18 protein-coding genes are annotated in these 20,308 nt (G+C 60.2%); 5 read left to right on the forward strand and 13 right to left on the reverse strand.

Going from position 1 to position 20,308, the window contains the following annotated elements:
• Positions 1-83 precede the first annotated feature (83 nt).
• Together glpQ and glpT are read right to left on the reverse strand one after the other, a co-directional pair.
• Positions 84-1,142, reverse strand: a complete 1,059-nt coding sequence (glpQ, locus tag DFO52_RS05595; RefSeq protein WP_133549654.1) for a glycerophosphodiester phosphodiesterase — start codon at positions 1,140-1,142, stop codon at positions 84-86.
• Positions 1,143-1,153: 11 nt separating this feature from the next.
• The gene (gene glpT / locus DFO52_RS05600; RefSeq protein WP_133549656.1) at positions 1,154-2,506 is read right to left on the reverse strand and encodes a glycerol-3-phosphate transporter; all 1,353 of its coding nucleotides are present in this window, start codon (positions 2,504-2,506) and stop codon (positions 1,154-1,156) included.
• A 252-nt stretch (positions 2,507-2,758) separates the two neighbouring features.
• Here glpT and glpA point away from each other — a divergent pair, with 252 nt between their 5' ends.
• The 3 genes from glpA to glpC are packed head-to-tail and all read left to right on the forward strand — an operon-like array spanning position 2,759 to position 6,781.
• Positions 2,759-4,387 (forward strand): anaerobic glycerol-3-phosphate dehydrogenase subunit A, encoded by a 1,629-nt coding sequence (gene glpA, locus DFO52_RS05605; RefSeq protein ID WP_133549658.1) that lies wholly within the window; start codon positions 2,759-2,761, stop codon positions 4,385-4,387.
• Positions 4,377-5,594, forward strand: a complete 1,218-nt coding sequence (gene glpB / locus DFO52_RS05610; protein WP_133549660.1) for a glycerol-3-phosphate dehydrogenase subunit GlpB — start codon at positions 4,377-4,379, stop codon at positions 5,592-5,594. The genes glpA and glpB overlap by 11 nt, the downstream gene beginning before the upstream one ends.
• On the forward strand, positions 5,591-6,781 hold the full coding sequence (gene glpC, locus DFO52_RS05615; RefSeq protein WP_121931916.1) for an anaerobic glycerol-3-phosphate dehydrogenase subunit GlpC: 1,191 nt from the start codon (positions 5,591-5,593) through the stop codon (positions 6,779-6,781). The genes glpB and glpC overlap by 4 nt, the downstream gene beginning before the upstream one ends.
• A gap of 33 nt (positions 6,782-6,814) precedes the next feature.
• On the opposite strand, the gene DFO52_RS05620 is transcribed toward glpC, so the two are convergent.
• From DFO52_RS05620 to DFO52_RS05665, 10 genes are all read right to left on the reverse strand, one after another.
• Positions 6,815-8,014 carry a nicotinamide mononucleotide deamidase-related protein YfaY gene (locus DFO52_RS05620; RefSeq protein ID WP_133549662.1) on the reverse strand — a complete coding sequence of 400 codons (1,200 nt, stop codon included), beginning with the start codon at positions 8,012-8,014 and terminating at the stop codon, positions 6,815-6,817.
• A 93-nt stretch (positions 8,015-8,107) separates the two neighbouring features.
• A complete protein-coding gene (locus tag DFO52_RS05625; protein ID WP_029740927.1) occupies positions 8,108-8,647 on the reverse strand; it encodes a YfaZ family outer membrane protein in 540 nt (179 codons plus the stop codon).
• A 124-nt stretch (positions 8,648-8,771) separates the two neighbouring features.
• Entirely contained in the window at positions 8,772-10,133 is a 1,362-nt protein-coding gene (menE, locus tag DFO52_RS05630; protein WP_133549664.1) for an o-succinylbenzoate--CoA ligase, read from the reverse strand.
• Entirely contained in the window at positions 10,130-11,095 is a 966-nt protein-coding gene (menC, locus tag DFO52_RS05635; protein WP_133549666.1) for an o-succinylbenzoate synthase, read from the reverse strand. Before menC ends, menE begins: the two co-directional genes overlap by 4 nt.
• Positions 11,095-11,952, reverse strand: coding sequence for a 1,4-dihydroxy-2-naphthoyl-CoA synthase (gene menB, locus DFO52_RS05640; RefSeq protein WP_029740930.1), 858 nt, complete (start codon positions 11,950-11,952; stop codon positions 11,095-11,097). The genes menC and menB overlap by 1 nt, the downstream gene beginning before the upstream one ends.
• The gene (gene menH, locus DFO52_RS05645; protein WP_133549668.1) at positions 11,949-12,725 is read right to left on the reverse strand and encodes a 2-succinyl-6-hydroxy-2,4-cyclohexadiene-1-carboxylate synthase; all 777 of its coding nucleotides are present in this window, start codon (positions 12,723-12,725) and stop codon (positions 11,949-11,951) included. Before menH ends, menB begins: the two co-directional genes overlap by 4 nt.
• A complete protein-coding gene (gene menD, locus DFO52_RS05650; protein ID WP_133549670.1) occupies positions 12,722-14,392 on the reverse strand; it encodes a 2-succinyl-5-enolpyruvyl-6-hydroxy-3-cyclohexene-1-carboxylic-acid synthase in 1,671 nt (556 codons plus the stop codon). Before menD ends, menH begins: the two co-directional genes overlap by 4 nt.
• An 88-nt stretch (positions 14,393-14,480) precedes the next feature.
• Positions 14,481-15,776 (reverse strand): isochorismate synthase MenF, encoded by a 1,296-nt coding sequence (gene menF, locus DFO52_RS05655; protein WP_133549672.1) that lies wholly within the window; start codon positions 15,774-15,776, stop codon positions 14,481-14,483.
• 96 nt (positions 15,777-15,872) lie between these two features.
• Positions 15,873-16,178 (reverse strand): stress response protein ElaB, encoded by a 306-nt coding sequence (gene elaB, locus DFO52_RS05660; protein ID WP_008500219.1) that lies wholly within the window; start codon positions 16,176-16,178, stop codon positions 15,873-15,875.
• Between the two features lie 53 nt (positions 16,179-16,231).
• On the reverse strand, positions 16,232-16,693 hold the full coding sequence (locus DFO52_RS05665; RefSeq protein WP_133549674.1) for a GNAT family N-acetyltransferase: 462 nt from the start codon (positions 16,691-16,693) through the stop codon (positions 16,232-16,234).
• A gap of 71 nt (positions 16,694-16,764) precedes the next feature.
• Here DFO52_RS05665 and rbn point away from each other — a divergent pair, with 71 nt between their 5' ends.
• Positions 16,765-17,682, forward strand: coding sequence for a ribonuclease BN (gene rbn / locus DFO52_RS05670; RefSeq protein ID WP_133549676.1), 918 nt, complete (start codon positions 16,765-16,767; stop codon positions 17,680-17,682).
• 64 nt (positions 17,683-17,746) lie between these two features.
• Positions 17,747-18,751, forward strand: a complete 1,005-nt coding sequence (locus tag DFO52_RS05675) for a chemotaxis protein (protein ID WP_033146077.1) — start codon at positions 17,747-17,749, stop codon at positions 18,749-18,751.
• A 93-nt stretch (positions 18,752-18,844) separates the two neighbouring features.
• On the opposite strand, the gene nuoN is transcribed toward DFO52_RS05675, so the two are convergent.
• A complete protein-coding gene (gene nuoN / locus DFO52_RS05680; RefSeq protein WP_029740937.1) occupies positions 18,845-20,302 on the reverse strand; it encodes an NADH-quinone oxidoreductase subunit NuoN in 1,458 nt (485 codons plus the stop codon).
• Positions 20,303-20,308 lie beyond the last annotated feature (6 nt).

Below are 20,308 nucleotides of genomic sequence, written 5' to 3' on the forward strand. Positions count from 1 at the left end.
GGTGGGAGAGGGTTAGGGTGAGGGCATCAGGCCGCAGAGCCTGATTGTCGGGTGGAGTCTTCGCCTTACCCGACCTACTAAACCTACTTCCGGTGAATGAATTCGACCGCTTTATCCGGGAAATCCGTAAACAGTCCGTCCACGCCCGCCTGGTTATACAACACCTCATAAAGCTGATTCACGTCCGTGGCATACGGCGGCAGCTGGTCTGCACGCACGGTATACGGATGCACCTGCATCTTGCTGGCTTGCGCCTCTTTCACCATCGCCGTCAGCTTCACGTGGCCCGGCGCTGAGCCTTCCGCCACCAGCATGTGGTAATCCGGCCCGATGCCGTCGGCGTACTGCGCGATCTGCTTCATCGCGCCCGGCTTAAACATCCAGTCGTAGCTGTAGTTCACCCACTTGCCGTCCGGCTGCTTCTCCTGGGTTTCATTCCAGTCGGTATAGGCAATCAGCTGCACCAGATTGAGGTTCATGCCCATCTTCGGCTCCAGCTCGGTTTTGATGCGCTTCAGCTCTGCGGCGTCAAAACATTGCAGGTAGACTTTGTCCTTCTTGCTGGTGTAGCCGTACTGTTTCAGCACCTCCAGCGTCTTCGCGGCAATGTCCTTCCCCTCCTGATGGTGGAACCACGGCGCTTTGATCTCCGGGTAGATGCCGATATTTTTACCGGTTGAGTGGTTCAGCCCCTGAACAAACTCAATCTCTTCCTGGAAGGTATGGATCCGGAAGTCAGATTTGCCCATCGGGAAACGTCCCGGATAGACCTGCACCTTCTTGCCGTTTTCAATCTCGAAGCCCTCGGTAAACTTCAGGGAACGGATCTCCGCCAGGGTGAAATCAATGGCGTAGTAGCGGCCATCTTTTCGCGCGCGGTCCGGGTATCGCTCCGCCACGTCCGTCACGCGGTCCAGATAGTGGTCATGCAGGACGACCAGCTGGTCGTCCTTGGTCATCACCAGATCCTGCTCCAGATAATCCGCGCCCTGGGCATAGGCCATCGCTTTCGCCGGCAGCGTATGCTCCGGCAGATAGCCGCTGGCGCCGCGGTGGGCGATAACGATTTTATCCGCCGCCAGCGCGGAGCCTGTCATCAGGCCCGCCAGCAGCAGGCCGGTTGTTACGTAAGATAATTTCATCGCAATGCTCCTTATTGACGACGCGCCTGCACTTCCGCGTGGTGGCGTTTCTCACCGATCATCACAACAATCAGCAGCAGTACCGCCAGCACGCTGCCGCCGATCATCACCATAAAGCCGCCGTCCCAGCCGAAGAAGTCTACTGTGTAGCCCACGATGGCGCTCGCCGCGACCGAACCGCCCAGATAGCCGAACAGACCGGTAAAGCCTGCCGCCGTGCCTGCCGCTTTTTTCGGTGCCAGCTCCAGCGCGTGCAGACCGATCAGCATTACCGGACCATAAATCAGGAAGCCGATAACGATCATGCAGGCCATGTCTACACCCGGATTACCCGGCGGGTTGAGCCAGTACACGACGGTCGCGATAGTGACCAGGGTCATAAAGAAGACGCCCGTCGCGCCGCGGTTACCTTTAAACACCTTGTCCGACATCCAGCCGCAAAGCAGCGTGCCCGGGATCCCGGCATATTCATACAGGAAATAGGCCCACGAGGATTTATCCAGCGCGAAGTGCTTCACCTCTTTCAGGTAGGTCGGGGACCAGTCCAGAATGCCGTAGCGCAGCAGATAAACGAACACGTTCGCCACCGCGATGTACCACAGCAGCTTGTTCGGCAGGACGTACTTCATGAAGATCTGTTTTGCGGTCAGCTCTTCTTCGTGCTCTTTGCTGTAATCATCCGGATAGTCGTTTTTGTACTCTTCAATCGGCGGCAGGCCGCAGGACTGAGGCGTGTCGCGCATCAGCGCGAAGGCGATAATCGCCACGACGATGGCGCCGAAGGCTGGCATATACAGCGCAGCGTGCCAGTCGTTGAACCAGGCCATCCCCAGCAGGAATAGCAGCGGCGGAATACCGCCACCCACGTTATGCGCGCAGTTCCACACCGACACGATGCCGCCGCGCTCCTTCTGCGACCACCAGTGCACCATGGTGCGTCCGCACGGCGGCCACCCCATCCCCTGGAACCAGCCGCAGAGGAACAACAGGACGAACATAATCGCAATACTGGACGTCGCCCACGGCACAAAGCCCATGAACAGCATGACCGCGGCCGCCAGGATCAGGCCGGCGGGCAGGAACACACGCGGATTCGAGCGATCCGATACGGAACCCATGATGAATTTGGAAAAACCGTAGGCGATTGAGATCCCCGACAGCGCGAACCCCAGATCGCCGCGGGAGAAGCCCTGCTCCACCAGATACGGCATGGCGAGCGCAAAGTTTTTACGTACAAGGTAGTACGCCGCGTACCCGAAGAAGATCCCCAGGAAAATTTGCCAGCGCAGACGGCGGTATAGCGGATCAATTTCTGCCTCTGGCAGACGCGCCCGATGCGGCGCAGGTTTGAAGATACTGAGCATAACAGCCTCCGTGGCCTTGAATTGAATGAGCAGGTGGCTCGCACCTGAATTCCAGAGGCGGGGATGTTAAGAAATCACGGTGATTGTTACTGTGAATCAACGCACAGATTGTTACAGAAATATGACAGAATGCGCAAAAAAGCGCATGAAATCACGTTTCACTTTCGAATTTCGCGCGTTTATGTTCGAAATCAAACAAACCACACTATTGATATGGCTAAATGATAAAAAAACGAACATAGAGGGTAAACAATGACCATTCACGATCCTCGCTACAGCGATGTGATAATCATTGGCGGTGGCGCAACCGGCGCCGGGATCGCACGCGACTGCGCCCTTCGCGGCTTAAGCGTCACGCTGCTGGAGCGCCACGACATCGCCACGGGCGCAACCGGGCGTAACCACGGCCTGCTGCACAGCGGCGCGCGGTACGCGGTTACCGACGGTGAATCCGCGCGCGAATGTATTGCTGAAAACCAGATCCTCAAGCGTATCGCCCGCCACTGCATTGAGCCGACCGACGGCCTCTTTATTACCCTTCCCGAAGATGACCTCGCCTTTCAGGACACCTTTATTACCGCCTGCACTGCGGCGGGCATTCAGGCGGAGGCAATGGACCCGGCGCTGGCGCGGCGGCTGGAACCGTCTGTTAACCCGGCGCTTATCGGCGCGGTGAAAGTGCCTGACGGCACCGTTGACCCCTTCCGCCTGACCGCCGCCAATATGCTGGACGCCCGCGAGCATGGCGCGCGCATCCTGACCGGGCACGAAGTGACCGGGCTTATCCGCGAGGGGAATCGCATCTGCGGCGTGCGGATCCTCGATACGCAATATAACGAACACAGCGAGCTGTATGCCGCCGTGGTGGTCAACGCGGCGGGGATCTGGGGGCAGCGCATCGCGGAATACGCGGATCTGTCGGTGCGCATGTTCCCGGCAAAAGGCTCGCTGCTGATCCTCGACCACCGCATCAATAACCACGTGATCAACCGCTGCCGCAAACCGTCCGACGCCGATATCCTCGTCCCGGGCGACACCATTTCGTTAATCGGTACTACCTCAACCCACGTGGACTACAGCGAGATTGACTACAACCGCGTGACCGCCGAAGAGGTCGACGTCCTGCTGCGTGAAGGGGAAAAGCTGGCCCCTGTGATGGCCCAGACGCGTATTCTGCGCGCCTATGCGGGCGTGCGTCCGCTGGTCGCCAGCGACAACGACCCGAGCGGGCGTAACGTCAGCCGGGGCATCGTGCTGCTCGATCACGCCGAGCGCGACGGCATGGACGGTTTTATCACCATCACCGGCGGCAAGCTGATGACCTACCGCCTGATGGCCGAGTGGGCGACCGATGCCGTCTGCCGCAAGCTGGGGAATACCGAAACATGCGTGACGGCAGACCAGCCGCTGCCCGGCTCGCGGCAGTCCACCGAAAAAACGCTGCAAAAAATTATCTCCCTGCCCGCGCCGCTGCGCGGATCCGCGATTTACCGCCACGGCGACAGAACGCCACAGTGGCTCGGTGAAGGACGACTGAGCCGCAGCCTGGTGTGCGAGTGCGAAGCCGTCACCGCCGGTGAGGTGCAGTACGCGGTGGAGAGCCTGACGGTCACAAGCCTGCTCGATCTTCGCCGCCGCACCCGCGTGGGAATGGGGACCTGTCAGGGCGAGCTGTGCGCCTGTCGTGCCGCCGGGCTGCTGCAGCGTTTTCACACCACTACCGCCACCCAGTCGCTCGATCAGCTCAGCGCGTTTTTAAACGAGCGCTGGAAAGGCATTCAGCCTGTCGCCTGGGGCGATGCCCTGCGCGAAAGCGAATTTACCCGCTGGGTCTACCAGGGGCTTTGCGGTCTTGAGAAGGAGCAACGCGATGAAATTTGATACCGTCATCGTCGGCGGCGGGCTGGCAGGCCTGCTCTGCGGCATCAAGCTCTCGAAGCAGGGGCTGCGCTGCGCCATTATCACCCGGGGCCAGAGCGCCCTGCACTTCTCGTCGGGCTCGCTGGATCTGGTGGACGAAGCGTACCGCGATAAGCTGCCGCCGGAGCACCCGTATCACCTGATTGGCGCCCAGCATATTGACCGCTTTGCGCTGGAAACCGAAGCGCTGCTGGCGGACTGCGGCGCGCGTCTGAAGGGAAGCGCCCGGCTCAATCACCAGCGCGTCACGCCGCTCGGCACCCTACGCTCTGCCTGGCTCAGCCCGGAGGAGGTACCCGTTGCACCCTTCAATGCCGCGCGCGTGCGGGTCGTGGGTATTAGCGGTTTTCTGGATTTTCAGCCCCATCTCACGGCGGCGTCGCTCTGTCGCCAGGGCGTCAATGCCGAAACGGCAGAGATAGAGCTGCCTGAGCTTGATGTCCTGCGCGACAACCCGAGTGAGTTTCGCGCAGTGAATATTGCACGTTTTCTGGATAACGAAGACAAATGGCCGCTGCTGTATGACGCGCTCAGGCCGCTCAGCGACGGCTGCGACGCCCTGCTGATGCCCGCCTGCTTTGGTTTACGCGACAACCGGCTCTGGCGCTGGCTCTCGGATCGTCTGCCATGCTCGCTCGGCCTGCTGCCCACGCTGCCCCCTTCCGTACCCGGCATTCGCCTGCATACCCAGCTCCAGCGCCAGTTTGTCGCGCAGGGCGGCGTGTGGATGGCGGGTGATGAGGTGAAAAAAATCACCCTGACCGACGGCGCGGTGAGCGAGATCTGGACGCGCAACCACGACGATATTCCGCTTCGTGCCCGCTATACGGTGCTGGCAAGCGGCAGCTTCTTCAGCAACGGGCTGCTGAGCAGCCGGGAGGGCATCCGGGAAGCCATTATGGGGCTGGATGTTCGCCAGCGAGCCTCCCGCGCGGACTGGTATCAGAGTGATTTCTTCTCGCCGCAGCCCTGGCAGCAGTTCGGCGTGATTGTCGATAGCCAGCTGCATCCGCAACTTTCCGGTAAGCCCGTCAGTAATCTCTTTGCCATCGGCTCGCTGCTGGGCGGGTACGATCCCATTGCTCAGGGATGCGGTGGCGGGGTCTGCGCCGTCACGGCGCTGTATGTGGCAGAGCAGATTAGCCAGCGCACGGAGGCTGAACAATGAACGACACCCGTTTTGAAAGCTGCATTAAATGCACGGTGTGCACCACCGTCTGTCCGGTCAGCGGCGTGAACCCACGCTATCCTGGCCCGAAACAGGCCGGGCCGGACGGCGAGCGTCTGCGTCTGAAGGACGGCAAGCTGTACGACGAGGCGCTGAAATACTGCATCAACTGCAAACGCTGCGAAGTCGCCTGCCCGTCGGATGTTAAAATCGGCGATATCATCCAGCGCGCCCGGGCGCGCTACAGCACGCAAAAGCCGACGCTGCGGGACGCGATCCTGAGCCATACCGATCTGATGGGCAGCGTCTCGACGCCATTTGCCCCGCTGGTGAATGCCGCGACCTCTCTCAAGCCGGTGCGCCAGCTGCTGGATGCGACGCTGAAGATAGATCATCACCGCAGCCTGCCAAAATATTCTCACGGCACCTTCCGCCGCTGGTACAAATCCGTCGCGGCGGAACAGGCGCAGTACGCCGATCAGGTGGCCTTCTTCCACGGCTGCTATGTGAACTACAACCACCCGCAGCTGGGCAAAGATCTGCTGAAGGTGCTGAACGCCATGGGAACGGGCGTTCAGCTACTGAACAAAGAGAAGTGCTGCGGCGTACCGCTTATCGCCAACGGGTTTACCGATAAAGCGCGCAGGCAGGCTCAAGGCAATGTCGCGTCACTGCGTGAAGCGATTGTCGATAAAGGTATTCCGGTGCTGGCGACCTCGTCCACCTGTACCTTCACCCTGCGCGACGAGTACCCGCATCTGCTGGACGTGGATAACGCCGGCCTGCGCGAGCACATCGAGCTGGCGACGCGCTTCCTGTGGCGCAAGCTGGACGGCGGACAAACGCTGCCGCTGAAGACATTACCGCTGAAAGTGGTGTATCACACGCCGTGTCATATGGAGAAGATGGGCTGGTCGCTCTATACGCTTGAGCTGCTGCGATTAATTCCAGGCCTGGAGCTGACGGTGCTGGATTCGCGCTGCTGCGGGATTGCGGGGACCTACGGCTTTAAGCGTGAAAACTACGAAACGTCACAGGCAATTGGCGCCCCGCTGTTCCGTCAGATTGAAGAGAGCGGCGCGGATATCGTGGTAACGGACTGCGAAACCTGCAAGTGGCAGATTGAGATGTCCACCAGCAAGCGCTGCGAACATCCAATCACCCTGCTGGCGAAGGCGCTGGGCTAAACAGTGCCGGGGCGAAAGGCCCCGGCACAGGTTTTACTCGATGAACAGCGACTCGACAACGTTAATCCAGCCGTGCTCGCTGGCAACCTCTTTGCCATTCAGCCAGCGGCGCAGCATGTTCAGCGCCATCATGGCGCAAACCTCCTGGCGCACCGCCAGGCTGTGGCGGGTGATGCTCATTTTTACCCGCAGGGCCCAGGTGCCTTCCGGCGTCGCCAGCGCGAAGTTAAGGTATTCCTCGTCCAGCCCCCCGACAAACAGCGCCAGACCGGCAAAATGCTTCACCCTTCTCTCGGAAGCCCAGCGGGCGGTCTGCGCCAGCGTCTCCTGCTGAAACGGCACCACTTCGCTGGCCAGCAGCGGCGCGTTGACGCGCGACAGCTGCAGCGCCAGCAGGCCACCGGTGAACTGCTCGCTTAAGGTCACGCTCAGCTGACGCGACTGCAGATGCGTCGCAATCTGCGTGGGCAGTCCTTCCGTCCCTTCAAAGATCAGGCTTTCGCCCGCTACGCGCTGCACCTCGGGCCACAGGGCCAGCATCGCCTCTTTCTGCTCGGCCGGGCCTGTCAGCTTGAGTTCAATGATCGGCATGGAGGAGCGGTAGCCCATGGAGACGCCCGGCGGCAGCGGGAGAGGGTCAAGGCTCTGGGCCAGATCGCTTTCCGAGCGGCCAAAGGTGGTCAGACGCAGGCACAGCGGCGGTTCAGGCAGGGTAAAACGATCGCGAAGGCGCGGCAGGATCTGCTGCTCGACCATCACTTTAAATTCTGAGGGCACGCCCGGCGTGAAGAACATCAGGCAGCGGTTCAGCTGCATGGCAAACCCGCACGCGGTACCCACCGGGTTATCGACCAGCTCGGCGCTGGCGGGAATTTCAGCCTGTTTGCGGTTGCTGGGGGCCATGACGCGGCCACGTTCGGAGAAAAAGCGCTCCATCTGCGAAAGCCACGCCTCGTGCAGCACCAGCCCTTCGCCTTTTGCGGTTGCGGCGGCCAGCGCGCTGAGATCGTCGCTAGTGGGGCCGAGTCCGCCGTTCACAATCAGCACGTCGCACTGTTCGCTGCGCTCGCGCAGAATAGCGACCAGCGACTCAAGATTGTCGCCCACGGTATTGCGGCGCGTTAACGGTAATCCTTGCTCAAAGAAAAGATCGGCAAGCCAGGCAGCATTGGTATCGATAATTTGTCCATGCAGCACTTCGTCGCCGGTGGATAACATCTCCACGTTAATCATTATGTTCTCCCGCTTATTTGGTCAAAACACTATAGCGCAAACGCGGGGTGGAGAAGAGAGAAACTGGCGCGACAGAACGCCGCGCCGGAGTGATTAGAAGCCTGCGCTGACGCCCACGTACGGGCCATCGGCCAGCGCGTTGTCGCGGTTGCCGTCTTTACCGGCCAGGTTCAGATAGCGATAGCCCGCTTCGATGGTAATCGGACGCATGATGGTCCAGCGCGCGCCGGCGTTGGCCTCTTCATAGCTTTCGATACCGCTTGAGAGGGAATCCGGCGAATAGTAGTACTCACCAAACAGGCCGAAGCTGTCGCCAATTTTCCACTGCAGGCCGCCGCCCACTGCCGCCGCGTACCCTTCGTCACCGTCATTTGGGTTGGTATAGATACCTTTACCGCCGACGGTGGCCAGGAACGGGCCAAGAGGAACGTTCAGACCCAGGCCGAGGCTCGCCGCGTCGCCGTCGTCATCGTTGTGCGTCCAGCCGCCGGTCATCGCCAGACCGGATGTCTCGGTACCCATGCCAAAGCCCAGGTGGGTATAATCCTGACCCGCCGAGCCGTTAATGCTGATGGCGTTAGCCGCCGCAGATACAACCATCAGGCCGAAGCCCACTAATGCCACTTTTTTCATTGTCGTGATCCCACACAATTATTATAAAGAAGTCCCAAAACCGCGAGATTTTAACCGGAGTCTCCCGGGGATCAAGCACTCTGCGTGCGGCAGGTCAGTAGATTGTAATTATTTGAAACGGCTATTATCCCTTCAGCGAGGCGTTCACCCATTGCTGCAACGCGCGGCGCGAGACTTTAATGCCGCCATTTTTGAGTTCGGTCGGCAACAGCAGCCAGCGGACGGGTTGCTCAAAACGCGCCACCTTATCCCTGACCCAGTCAGGTAAACAGCTGATATCCGTTCCCGGCTCGCACTCCACCACCGCCACCGGACGCTGTCCAAACTCGGCGTCGTCCAGCGGGACGATAAACACCTGGTTAATCTGCGGATGGCCGGCGATAACGCGCTCAAGGCTCTCCGGCTGGATCCCTTCTCCGCCGCTAAAGAAGAGGTTGTCCATGCGGCCCAGGATCGTCAGGCGACCGTCATGCCATTCACCGCGATCGCGGGTGGCGAACCATCCCTGCGCGTTGATCAGCGGAACCAATTCGCCGTCCCGCCAGTAGCCTGAGGCCATACTCTCTGCCCGGATCCAGACTTCACCGTCAACCACCTGCACCTCTCTGCCCGGCAGCGCATAGCCTACGTCCGGCTCGCCGTCCGCCGCTTTCGCGCAGACGGTAGAGGCAAACTCGGTCAGGCCGTAGCCGCAGAAGGTGCGAATCCCCTGCTCGCGCGCCTGCTGCGTCAATTCAACAGGGATGGCGGCCCCGCCCAGCAGCACCGCTTTCAGTGCGACAGGCTGGTGGGTATTAAGCAGGCGCCAGAGCTGGGTCGGCACCAGCGAGGCGTGCGTACAGCCGAGCAGCGCCTGCGCCAGCGGCTGTTTCTCGCGCACGGTTAACCGCGCCCCGGCCTGCAGCCAGCGCCATAAAATCCCCTGCCCGGAAACGTGAAACAGCGGCAGCGAAAGCAGCCAGTCGTCGTCTTCACCGTAGGGCATCAGCGCCAGCACGCCGCGCGCGCTGGCGAGATGGGCGGCGCAGGTATGCACCGCCGCTTTTGGCAGCCCGGTGGAGCCGGAGGTCAGCGTCATGGACGCCAGCCGCGCCGGCTGCCACGCAACGCGATATTCACCCGCGCGCTCGCGCATGCTCAGACCAGGAAGACCGTCAAAGGTACCGTCCAGCACCAGCGCAAAGCGCAGCGTCATCTGCGGAAGCAACACGTCCAGCAGCGGGCGAGGCAGCTGCGGATTAACGGGAAGAATACGCGCCCCGCACTGGAGCAGCGCGAGCCACGCCAGCAGGGTTTGCGGGTGATTATGGGCCAGCAGCAGCACGCCGTTGCCCTCCTCCACGCCCTGCAGGTGAAACTCTGCCGCAAGGCGGTCGACGCGGGCGCACAGCTGTTGCCAGCTGAGCACCTCGTCGTTCAGCCTCAGGGCCGGTTTATCAGCAAACTGCGCGCGCCAGTGCCGCCACGGCCAGTCGGTAAAACTCATAACAACGGCTCCAGCGCCGTGACGTCGAGGCACGGCAGCGCGCTGTCCGGCCACGTGCGGATAAGCTGGGCCTGCATCAGGTTCAGCGTGTCGAGGCCGGGGATCGTATCCGGCGTTAACCAGGCGGCAATGCGCGCCAGCTGGGTCAGCCCAAGGCTGGACTCAATCGACGAGCTGATGACCGCCGTCAGCCCCGAGGCGTGCGCTGCCGCGACCTGCTCGCGCACCTTCGCCAGGCTGCCGGTCAGCGTCGGTTTAATCACCACCGCGCTGACGCCGGGCTCGGCGATAAATTCAAAATCGTCCTCTCGCAGGCTTTCATCCCAGGCGATGGCTATCCCCGTTTCGCGGGCAAACGCGCGCGAATCGTCGCGGGTTTTGCAGGGTTCTTCGAGAAAGGCAATGCGGCGGCGGTACGCCGGGTTGACGTACTTTGCAAACTGCTGCGCCTTGAGCGGCGTCCAGGCGCGGTTAGCGTCCAGACGCAGATGCAGATCGGGGATCGCCTCCAGCAGCAGGTTGGCGACCATACCGTCGCGCACCGCTTCGTAGAGACCGACTTTAATCTTCGCCACTTTCTCGCCCGGCATGGCGGAGAGCAGCGCGAACAGCTCGTCAGGATCGCCCGTGCAGAGCGGTGCCGCGCGATAGTTAGCCTCTTCAGGCAGGCTGCCGTCCAGCTCCGCCAGCGCGCAGCTGATGCCAAAAGCCGCGGAAGGCACGTCCGGCAACGCCGGAGCCGCGCCCTCACGCCACGCGTCCGCCCACGCCAGCAATGCTGACTGCGCGTCATCCAGCGACTCCAGGCTAAAGCCCGGCAGAGGCGAAATCTCGCCCCAGCCTTCCCGCTCGTCCTGCTGCAGATGCACGAATAAGCCGTCACGGGTTTTCAACCGCCGTTCACGCAGCACCACGCCCGCGTCCATCGGTATCTGCCAGCGGTAAACCTGCGCGCGACGCATTACGGATTCCGTTTGTATTTGCTGAAGTCCGGCTGGCGTTTTTCGTTAAACGCGTTGCGCCCTTCCTGACCCTCTTCGGTCATGTAGAACAGCATGGTGGCGTTGCCCGCCAGCTCCTGCAGACCCGCCTGACCGTCGCAGTCGGCGTTGAGAGCGGCCTTCAGGCAGCGCAGCGCCATCGGGCTGTTTTGCAGCATTTCGCGACACCAGCGAACGGTCTCTTTTTCGAGATCGGCAATCGGCACCACGGTATTCACCAGGCCCATATCCAGCGCTTCCTGGGCATTGTACTGACGGCACAGGAACCAGATTTCGCGGGCTTTTTTCTGCCCGACGATGCGAGCCATATACGAGGCGCCCCAGCCGCCGTCGAAGGAGCCTACTTTCGGACCGGTCTGGCCGAAGATGGCGTTCTCGGCGGCAATGGTCAGATCACACATCATGTGCAGCACGTGACCGCCGCCGATGGAGTAGCCAGCCACCATCGCCACCACCGGTTTTGGACAGGTGCGGATCTGACGCTGGAAATCGAGGACGTTCAGGTGGTGGGTACCCGCATCGTCCTGGTATCCGCCGTAGTCGCCGCGCACTTTCTGATCGCCGCCGGAGCAGAACGCTTTATCGCCTTCGCCGGTCAGGACAATCACGCCGATGTTGTCGTCGTAGCGCGCATCCGCCAGGGCCTGAATCATCTCTTTCACGGTCAGCGGACGGAAGGCGTTACGCACCTGCGGACGGTTGATGGTGATTTTGGCAATGCCGTCGGCGGATTTGTGGTAACGAATGTCGGTGTAGCCTTCGGAGCAGTCCTGCCATTCAACCGGGGCGTAAAGCATGTTTTCATCAGGATAGATCATAGAGTGTCCTTTATTCGATAACGCAGTATCTGAGCCAGACTCGCGATAACCGCATCGGGGTTTTCCCGGTGGGCGTTGTGTCCGGCATTGGGAATTGCATGGCGAACGGCGTTCATTTCCGCGGCAAGGGCCGCGAACTTCTCATCCCGTTCGCCATAGAGATAGTCAAAAGAGAAATCGCGTGCGCTAAGCGCGGCACGCAAATCCGGCTGCACGGCCAGCGAGGTCGCCTCGAGCATCATAGCCAGCGTCTCGCCGTTGTTCTGGCTGCGCAGGGTAATCAGCGCCTCGCGCTGGGCGTCCGTAAGGGAGGCGAACACGGGCTGTTGGTACCAGTCAGCGAACACTTTCTCCAGCGGTTCGGTGCGAAAACGCGTTGCCCAGCGGCGGTCAGACGCCAGCCGCGCATTTCGCGCATCGGCATCCTGCAGGCCCGGATGTCCACCTTCAACAATCATCCCGAGCAGCCCCTTCGGCTGCTGGGAGGCATGGAACATCGCAATGCGGCCGCCGAGGGAGTACCCGATGAGCCAGAATTTAAGTATGTTGTAACTAAGAAGGGTTCGGGTGAGCAACGCGCTCATCTCGTCAAACCCCGTCACGCCCAGATTTCGGGATCCACCGTGACCCGGCAAATCCAGATACAGCCGGGGATAATCGCTGAGCCCTTCACCGACCCTCTGCCACTCGCGGCGGTCGCCTGAAAAACCGTGCAAAAAGACCAGCAAGGGATAGCCTGGTTTGCCAGCCTGCTGCACGCCAGAGAGGATCACAGGTGGCTCACCTGCGCCAGCAGGCTATGCAGGGCCTGCGCACCGTCAGCCTCGTTCACCACCAGCTCAATCAGCGTTGCGCCCGGCTGCTTCCAGGCGCTGCTTAACGCCGCGTCCAGCTGTTCCCAGCTTTCCGGGCGATGGTATTTCAGGCTAAACATCGCCGCGGCGTGTTCGAACTGCACGTTCTGCGGCATCAGATAGAAGCGCTCGCGCTCGCTCTGGGGTGTTGGCAACAGGGAGAAAATCTGCCCGCCGTTGTTGTTGACCACAATCAGCACAAACGGGGCTGACGCCTGACGCAGCAGCGCCAGCGCGTTGAGATCGTAGAGCGCGGAGAGATCGCCCACGATCGCCAGCGTCGATTTCGCGCTGGCGCGCTGCACGCCCGCCGCCGTGGAGATCAGCCCGTCGATGCCGCTGGCACCGCGATTGCTGTACACCGGGTAGCCCGCGGGCAGCTTCGAAAACGCGTCAATCAGCCGCACGACAAGGCTGTTGCCGACAAACAGCTGCCCCTGTTCAGGCAGGCACTGGCGAATGCGGTGCGCCAGCCCGGCCTCGCTAAACGCTTCACAGTGCGCTTTGGTCAGCTCCCACGCCTGACGCGAAAGGTCCGGGATGGCCACAGCCCAGGGCTTGCGTTTTTCAGCCGGATGAAGCGTCAGCCAGGCGTCGATACTGCTGACCAGACGACGGCCGCGGTGGTGCGCCGGGTCAAGCCGTCCTTCCAGCGAATCCACCAGCCAGTACTCTTCCGGCGTGCAGGTGGCCTGCCACTGCAGTAAGCGTTTGCCGGTCAAACTCGATCCAAGCTGAACCACAATCTGCGCCTGCGCAAGCTCGGTGACCGCTTTGGCATTACCCAGCCAGAGGTCGGCGCACGGCAGCGGCTGCCCGGTCTGGGAAAGCACGTCGCCTATCAGCGGCCAGCCAAGGGTTTGCGCCCATTCAGCGACCAGCCTGCCTTCGGCAGCGCTCATGCGCCCGGCAATCACTACGCCGCGCTTCTGCCGCCAGAAGAACCAGTCGCGCTGCTTCGCGCTCTCAAGATGCGTCTGCTCGCGCAGCCACGGTTTTTCACTCTGCCACCAGTCGCCGAGAGACTGCTGCCAGTCAAGACCCGTGTCGTCCATCTCGCCGTACAGCGGCTCGGCAAACGGGCAGTTGATATGCAACGCCCCGCTGCGCAACGTCTCCATGGCGTGATCGACGGTGGAGACCAGCCAGCTTGCCGGAATATCCTGGGTGGGACGCGGTAACGAAATCGTCTGCGAAGGATGCGAAGAAAAGAGCCCAGGCTGGCGAATGGCCTGATTGGCACCGCAGTCGATAAGCTCAGGGGGACGATCGGCCGTCAGTAAGATCAGTCTTTCACCCGTTAACCCGGCTTCAATCAGGGCCGGATAGAGGTTCGCCACGGCGGTACCGGAGGTGACGATCACCGCCACAGGTTCTTTGCTGACTTTCGCCAGACCCAGCGCAAGATGCCCGAGGCCGCGTTCATCAAAGTGGGTGTGGTGAATGAACGCCCGGTTTTCTGCGGCCGCCAGCGTCAGCGGCGTTGAGCGAGAACCCGGTGCAATACACACGTGCCTGACGCCATGGCGCGTCAGGGCTTCAAGGATCACCGCCGCCCAGCGTCGGTTAAAAGAACTTACTGACATGAGATTGTCCGGTATCAAGAATGCGACACAGTATAAATAATAGAAAAAATTGGAATTTTGATATGAATCGGGATTGCGCGAATCTGTATTAATCCCTTAGGAGCAGAGAGCGCAATCCGGCTGCTTTATTTTCAATCTCCTGCCACTCCTGCTCCGGGTCAGATCCGCTGACAATACCGGCGCCGGCATAGAGCCGCAGGGAGTCCTCCTGAACGCGCGCGGAGCGCAGCGCCACGCAGAACTCACTCTGTTCGGGGGATAAATACCCGGCCGAACCGGCGTACCACTCGCGGTTAAAGGGTTCAACCTTCTGGATAAACTCGCGCGCGGGCTGTCGGGGTAATCCAGCAACGGCCGCGGTCGGCTGTAACATGAGCAGACACTGCTCGTCATCGGCCTGTTTGAGCTCGGTCCAGATACAGCGGCGCAAATGCTGCACCTTACGCAGGCGTACCACCTGGGGGGGCAGTACCTCAAGCGTCTGCGTAGAGCGCTGAAGACGCTGGCAGATATCTTCCACGACCAGCATATTTTCGCGCTGGTTTTTATCATCATTCAGCAGCCACTCGCCGAGACGCTGCGCCTGGCTATCTTCGGTATGGCTGGCGACGGTGCCAGCGAGCGCTTCCGTGCGCAGCAGCTTGCCGCGCCGTCGCCAGAGACGCTCGGGCGTAGAGCCGAGAAACGCGTTGCTGGCGTCGAATACCATGCAGAAATGGTAGCAGTGTAAATTCAGGGCGCGGCTGGCGGCCATCAGCGCGACAGGGTTAACGCGCTGCGTGAACTGCAGATCGGTTGCCCTGGCGAGCACAACCTTTTCAAACACACCGCGCGCGATGGTCTCCGTCGCCCTGCGGATAAGCTTCAGCCATTCGGCCTGCTGCGGCTGATGGGTTTCGTGCTCAACCTGCACGGAGAGCGGACGGATAGATCTCGCAGGACGGAGCTGCTGTAAAAAATCCAGCGCGGCGCGGGCATCCTCCACAAGCGAGCGGTCGCTCCAGAGCTGCAGGCGCAGCGTGGCGTTGCCGGCGGTGCGTCGCCAGAGCAGTCGCGGTAAAAAGAGGCTGCCCTGCTCCGGATTAAAGGCGTTCAGGCCGCAGATGCGGGTATCACTTGCCGCGTTTTGTGCGCGCAAAAACTGCGAGGCTAATGCCAGAGAGGAAAATTGGGTGACCGCCCCCAGCGCGGCCAGCTCTTCATCGCCGTTACGCTGCTGCCAGTAAAACTGCGGATAACACTTCTGCTCGCCCAGCCAGGCGAGGGGATCGAAGGCGTCGTTTAACGGGAAAGAGACGTCGAAATGACGTATGCCGGGTGCTGCGGGTAACGCTTGCGAAAGCTGGGTACGCAGTTGCTCCAGCGCGAGGAAAATCGAATTCACGCGAACCTCTCCCTGTTAAAACCTCGTATTATACGGGGTACTGACCATAAATAGCAGTACCCACGTATAGGGAGTGGTTAAGCGTTTAAAACGCTGTTAACGACGGGCTAACAGCAGCCCCAGTACCAGCCCCACGGCGGCACCCACCCCAATGCCCTGCCACGGTTTTTCATGCACATAATCATCGGCACGATACACCGCTTTTTTGGCACGGTAATAATAAGTATCAGACGCATGGCTGACGCGGTTTTTCACTTCATGCAGCGCCTGCTCGGCACGGGCTTTTAGCTCAATATATTTCTGATCGGCAGGGTCGCCCGAGGAACGTAACACCTCTTCCAGCGTTTCGCTCAGTAAGGCCAGGTCGTCGTCGATACGGGTATCCCAGGATTGAAATGACATATTTTTCTCCATGTTAGTACACCAGTCCGCTAACTATAGCCAACGAGATGCCATTACGCCTGTTTCACTTCTCGCGCCATACCGATATGCGGAATGCCATCTTCGTCATACACTTCCGTTACCGGCGTGAAGCCAAAGTGGGCATAGAACGACTGCAGGTGCGCCTGCGCGCCGAGGTATAACGCCTTGTCAGGCCACTGTTTATGGCACGCCTCCAGCGTTTTTTCCATCAGCTGATAGCCCAGTTTTTCACCGCGCGTCTTGCCGCTGATGATGACGCGGCCAATGACGACAGGCTCAAAATCGTCTTCGCTTTTCAGAATCCTCGCATACGCCACCAGCTCTTTATCCCGCCAGCCGAGGATATGGCGGTTCTCACCGACAAGGTCATCGCCGTCGATGTCCTGATATGGGCAGGTCTGTTCCACAACAAACACCTCACAGCGCAGCTTCAGCAGGGCGTAAAGTGAATGAACGGTGAGGTCGCTATGATGTAAATCTTGCCACTGGATCATGTCAGTCTCCTTCCTGGGGTTCATCACGTTATACTAAACCCCTCCCCGTTCGGCAAAGGGCTGATTGCGTTATGGAACTGATTTTTCTGGGTACGTCCGCTGGCGTGCCAACCCGCTCACGGAACGTGACGGCGATCCTGCTGGATCTTAAGCATCCCACCCGCGGCGGGCTGTGGCTGTTTGACTGCGGTGAAGGGACGCAGCATCAGCTGTTACACACCGCTTACCACCCCGGCAAGCTGGATAAAATTTTTATCACCCATCTGCATGGCGACCATCTGTTTGGCCTTCCCGGCCTGCTGTGCAGCCGCTCGATGGCCGGTAACGCCAACCCGCTAACGATTTACGGGCCAGCGGGTATTCGTGAATTTGTTGAAACTACGCTACGCCTGAGCGGGTCATGGACAGATTATCCGCTGGAGGTCGTTGAGATTGCCGAAGGCCTGGTTTTTGATGACGGGGATTACCGGGTTACCGCTCAACCGCTCAATCATCCTGTGGAGTGCTATGGCTACCGTATTGATGCGCATGATAAACCCGGCGCGCTGGATGCCGCCGCGCTGATGGCCGACGGCGTAAAACCCGGGCCGCTGTTCCAGCGTCTGAAGCGCGGAGAGACCGTCACGCTGGAGGACGGACGCGTTATCAACGGCCAAAATTATCTCTCCGCACCGCAGCCCGGCAAAAAACTGGCGATTTTTGGCGATACTGCCCCTTGCCCGGCGGCGCTCACGCTGGCTCAGGGCGTGGACGTGATGGTGCATGAAGCGACGCTTGAAACGGCGATGGAAGAGAAAGCCAACAGCCGGGGCCATAGCTCCACGCGTCAGGCGGCGCAGCTTGCCCGTGACGCGGGCGTAGGGCGGCTCATCGTCACCCATGTCAGCTCGCGCTACGACGCGCGGGGATGCGCAAGCCTGCTGGCAGAGTGCCGCGCGCTGTTCCCGGAATGTGAGCTGGCCGAAGATTTCGCTCAGGTTAGCGTTTAGTCCTTCATTTTTCCCTCAGGATGCCGATAACGATTAAAAGGTCAGCATTTCTCTCGAGGGTAGAATGGATAATTTCCAGAAAGATATTGATGACAGGGCGAATCTGACCCTGTCGAACCGTTTTGAACTGTTGCTGTTCCGTCTTGGCACCTCTCTGAACGAAAATAAATCCGAGCTGTTTGGCATTAACGTCTTTAAGCTGCGTGAAATTGTGCCGATGCCGGAGTTCACGAAACCCGCTGGGATGAAGTCACCGCTGATGGGAATGGTGAATATTCGCGATCAGGTGATCCCGGTGATTGACCTGGCCGCCGTGGCGGGCTGTAAGCCTACCACCGGACTGAACATCCTGCTGATCACCGAATACGCGCGCAGCGTGCAGGCGTTTGCCGTGGAATCGGTTGAGAACATCATGCGTCTGGACTGGAAGCAGGTGCATGCGGCGGAAACCGCCGTCAGCGGTCGCTACATCACCAGCATCGCGTGTCTTGACGAGAAGACCGATACCAACGATCTGGCGATGGTGCTGGACGTTGAGCAGATCCTGTATGACATCACCCCGGCCAATCACGATCTGCACGCCACGAATCTGAAGACCACCAAATTCCATATCAAGCCGGGCGCTGTCGCCATCGTTGCGGAAGATTCCAAGGTGGCGCGCTCGATGCTGGAGAAAGGTCTGCAGGCGATGGAGATCCCCGCGCAGCTGCATATCACCGGCAAAGACGCGTGGGAAAAAATCGGCGTGCTGGCGGCACAGGCCCAGGCTGAAGGGGTTCCCATCACCGATAAGATCGCTCTGGTGCTGACCGACCTCGAAATGCCGGAGATGGACGGTTTTACGCTGACGCGCAAAATCAAAACCGACCCGATATTGAAGGACATTCCGGTAGTGATCCACTCTTCCCTTTCCGGCAACGCCAACGAAGACCATATTCGCAAGGTGAAGGCGGACGGGTACGTCGCGAAGTTTGAGCTGAACGAGCTATCGTCGGTGATTGAGGAAGTGCTGGACCGCTCGATGAAGAAGATTGACGGGCCGTTAATTAGCCGCAAGCAGCTGGCTTAAGCATGGTGCGGGCTGGTGCCCTCACCCCAGCCCTCTCCCACGGGGAGAGGGAGAAAACCATAAAAAAAACCCGCCGAGGCGGGTTTTTTGTTTTTACATCAGCGGCATCGCTCGCTGCACGATATCAATCAGCGGCTGCGGATAGATACCGAAGATCAGCACCAGCAGCGCGGAGATAAGCACGACGATACCACCGGCGCTGTACTGCCAGTTGGTTGGGGCATCACGGTTGAGCTGCTGAGGCGCGCTCAGGTACAGGCTCACGGCCACGCGCAGGTAGTAGTAGAGACCAATCGCGGAGCCGATAACCACGCCCGCAGTCAGCCACCAAAGGTGCGCCTGCACACCGACGGCCAGCACGTAGAACTTACCGATGAAGCCAAGCGTCATCGGGATACCTGCCAGAGAGAGCATCATCACGGTCATTACCGCAGACAGGATCGGACGGTGCCAGAACAGACCACGGTAGGAGAACAGTGAATCGGCATCCGGGCCACGGTACGGGCTGGACATCAGGCTCACCACGCCGAAGGCGCCGAGGCTGCTGAACAGGTAGCCGGCCAGATACACGCCCACGGCTTCCATCGACATCTCACCGCTCTGCAGCGCAATCAGCGCCACCATCAGGTAGCCCAGATGAGAGATAGACGAGTAGCCCAGCAGACGCTTGATGTTGGTCTGGCTCAGCGCCATCAGGTTACCGAAGATGATGGAGACGAACGCGATAATGCCCAGCACCACGCGAACCGCTTCGCTGTCACCAACCGGCGCGTACAGGAACAGACGCATGACCACACCGAAGATAGCGATTTTGCTCGCCGTCGCCAGGAAGGTCGACACCGGAGCCGGAGCGCCCTGGTATACGTCTGGCGTCCACAGGTGGAACGGCACCAGAGAGAGTTTGAAGCCGAGGCCAACAATCATCATGCCCAGACCAGCCAGCAGCAGCGGCTCATGCAGCATGCCGTCACCGAGGCTCTTGCCGAGCGCCATGAAAGAGAGGTTACCGGACTGTGCGTACAGCAGCGCAATACCAAACAGCAGGAACGAGGACGCAGCAGCAGACAGAATGGTGTACTTGATGCTTGCTTCCAGGGAGCGCTTCTGACGGAAGGCGTAACCAATCAGGCCGAACAGCGGCAGAGAGATCAGCTCAATACCGAGGAACAGCGCGGCCAGGTGGTTCGCATTCGCCAGCAGAATGCCGCCCAGCGCGGCAATCAGAACCAGCAGGTAAAACTCTTCTTTGTTGTCGTTGTAGCCTTCGAGCCACGGGTACGCAAAGGTACAGGTTGCCAGGCTCGCCAGCAGCACCAGACCGGTATACAGCATGGCGTAACCGTCAACGCGCATCAGCGGGGTGACGTCCATCGCCCCACCCTGGCCAACAAACCAGAGAGAGACTAACGCGGCGTTCAGGCCGATGACCGACAGCGTGGCATTCAGGAAGTGATTGCGTCGCCACGCAATGGAGAGCATCACAACCACCACCGTCAATCCGACGATCAGCAGCGGTAGCAGCGCGATCAGTTGTTGTGGAGTTATTGTCATGGCGAA

The organism is Enterobacter sp. AG326, from assembly GCF_004362415.1.
Lineage (GTDB): Bacteria > Pseudomonadota > Gammaproteobacteria > Enterobacterales > Enterobacteriaceae > Enterobacter > Enterobacter asburiae.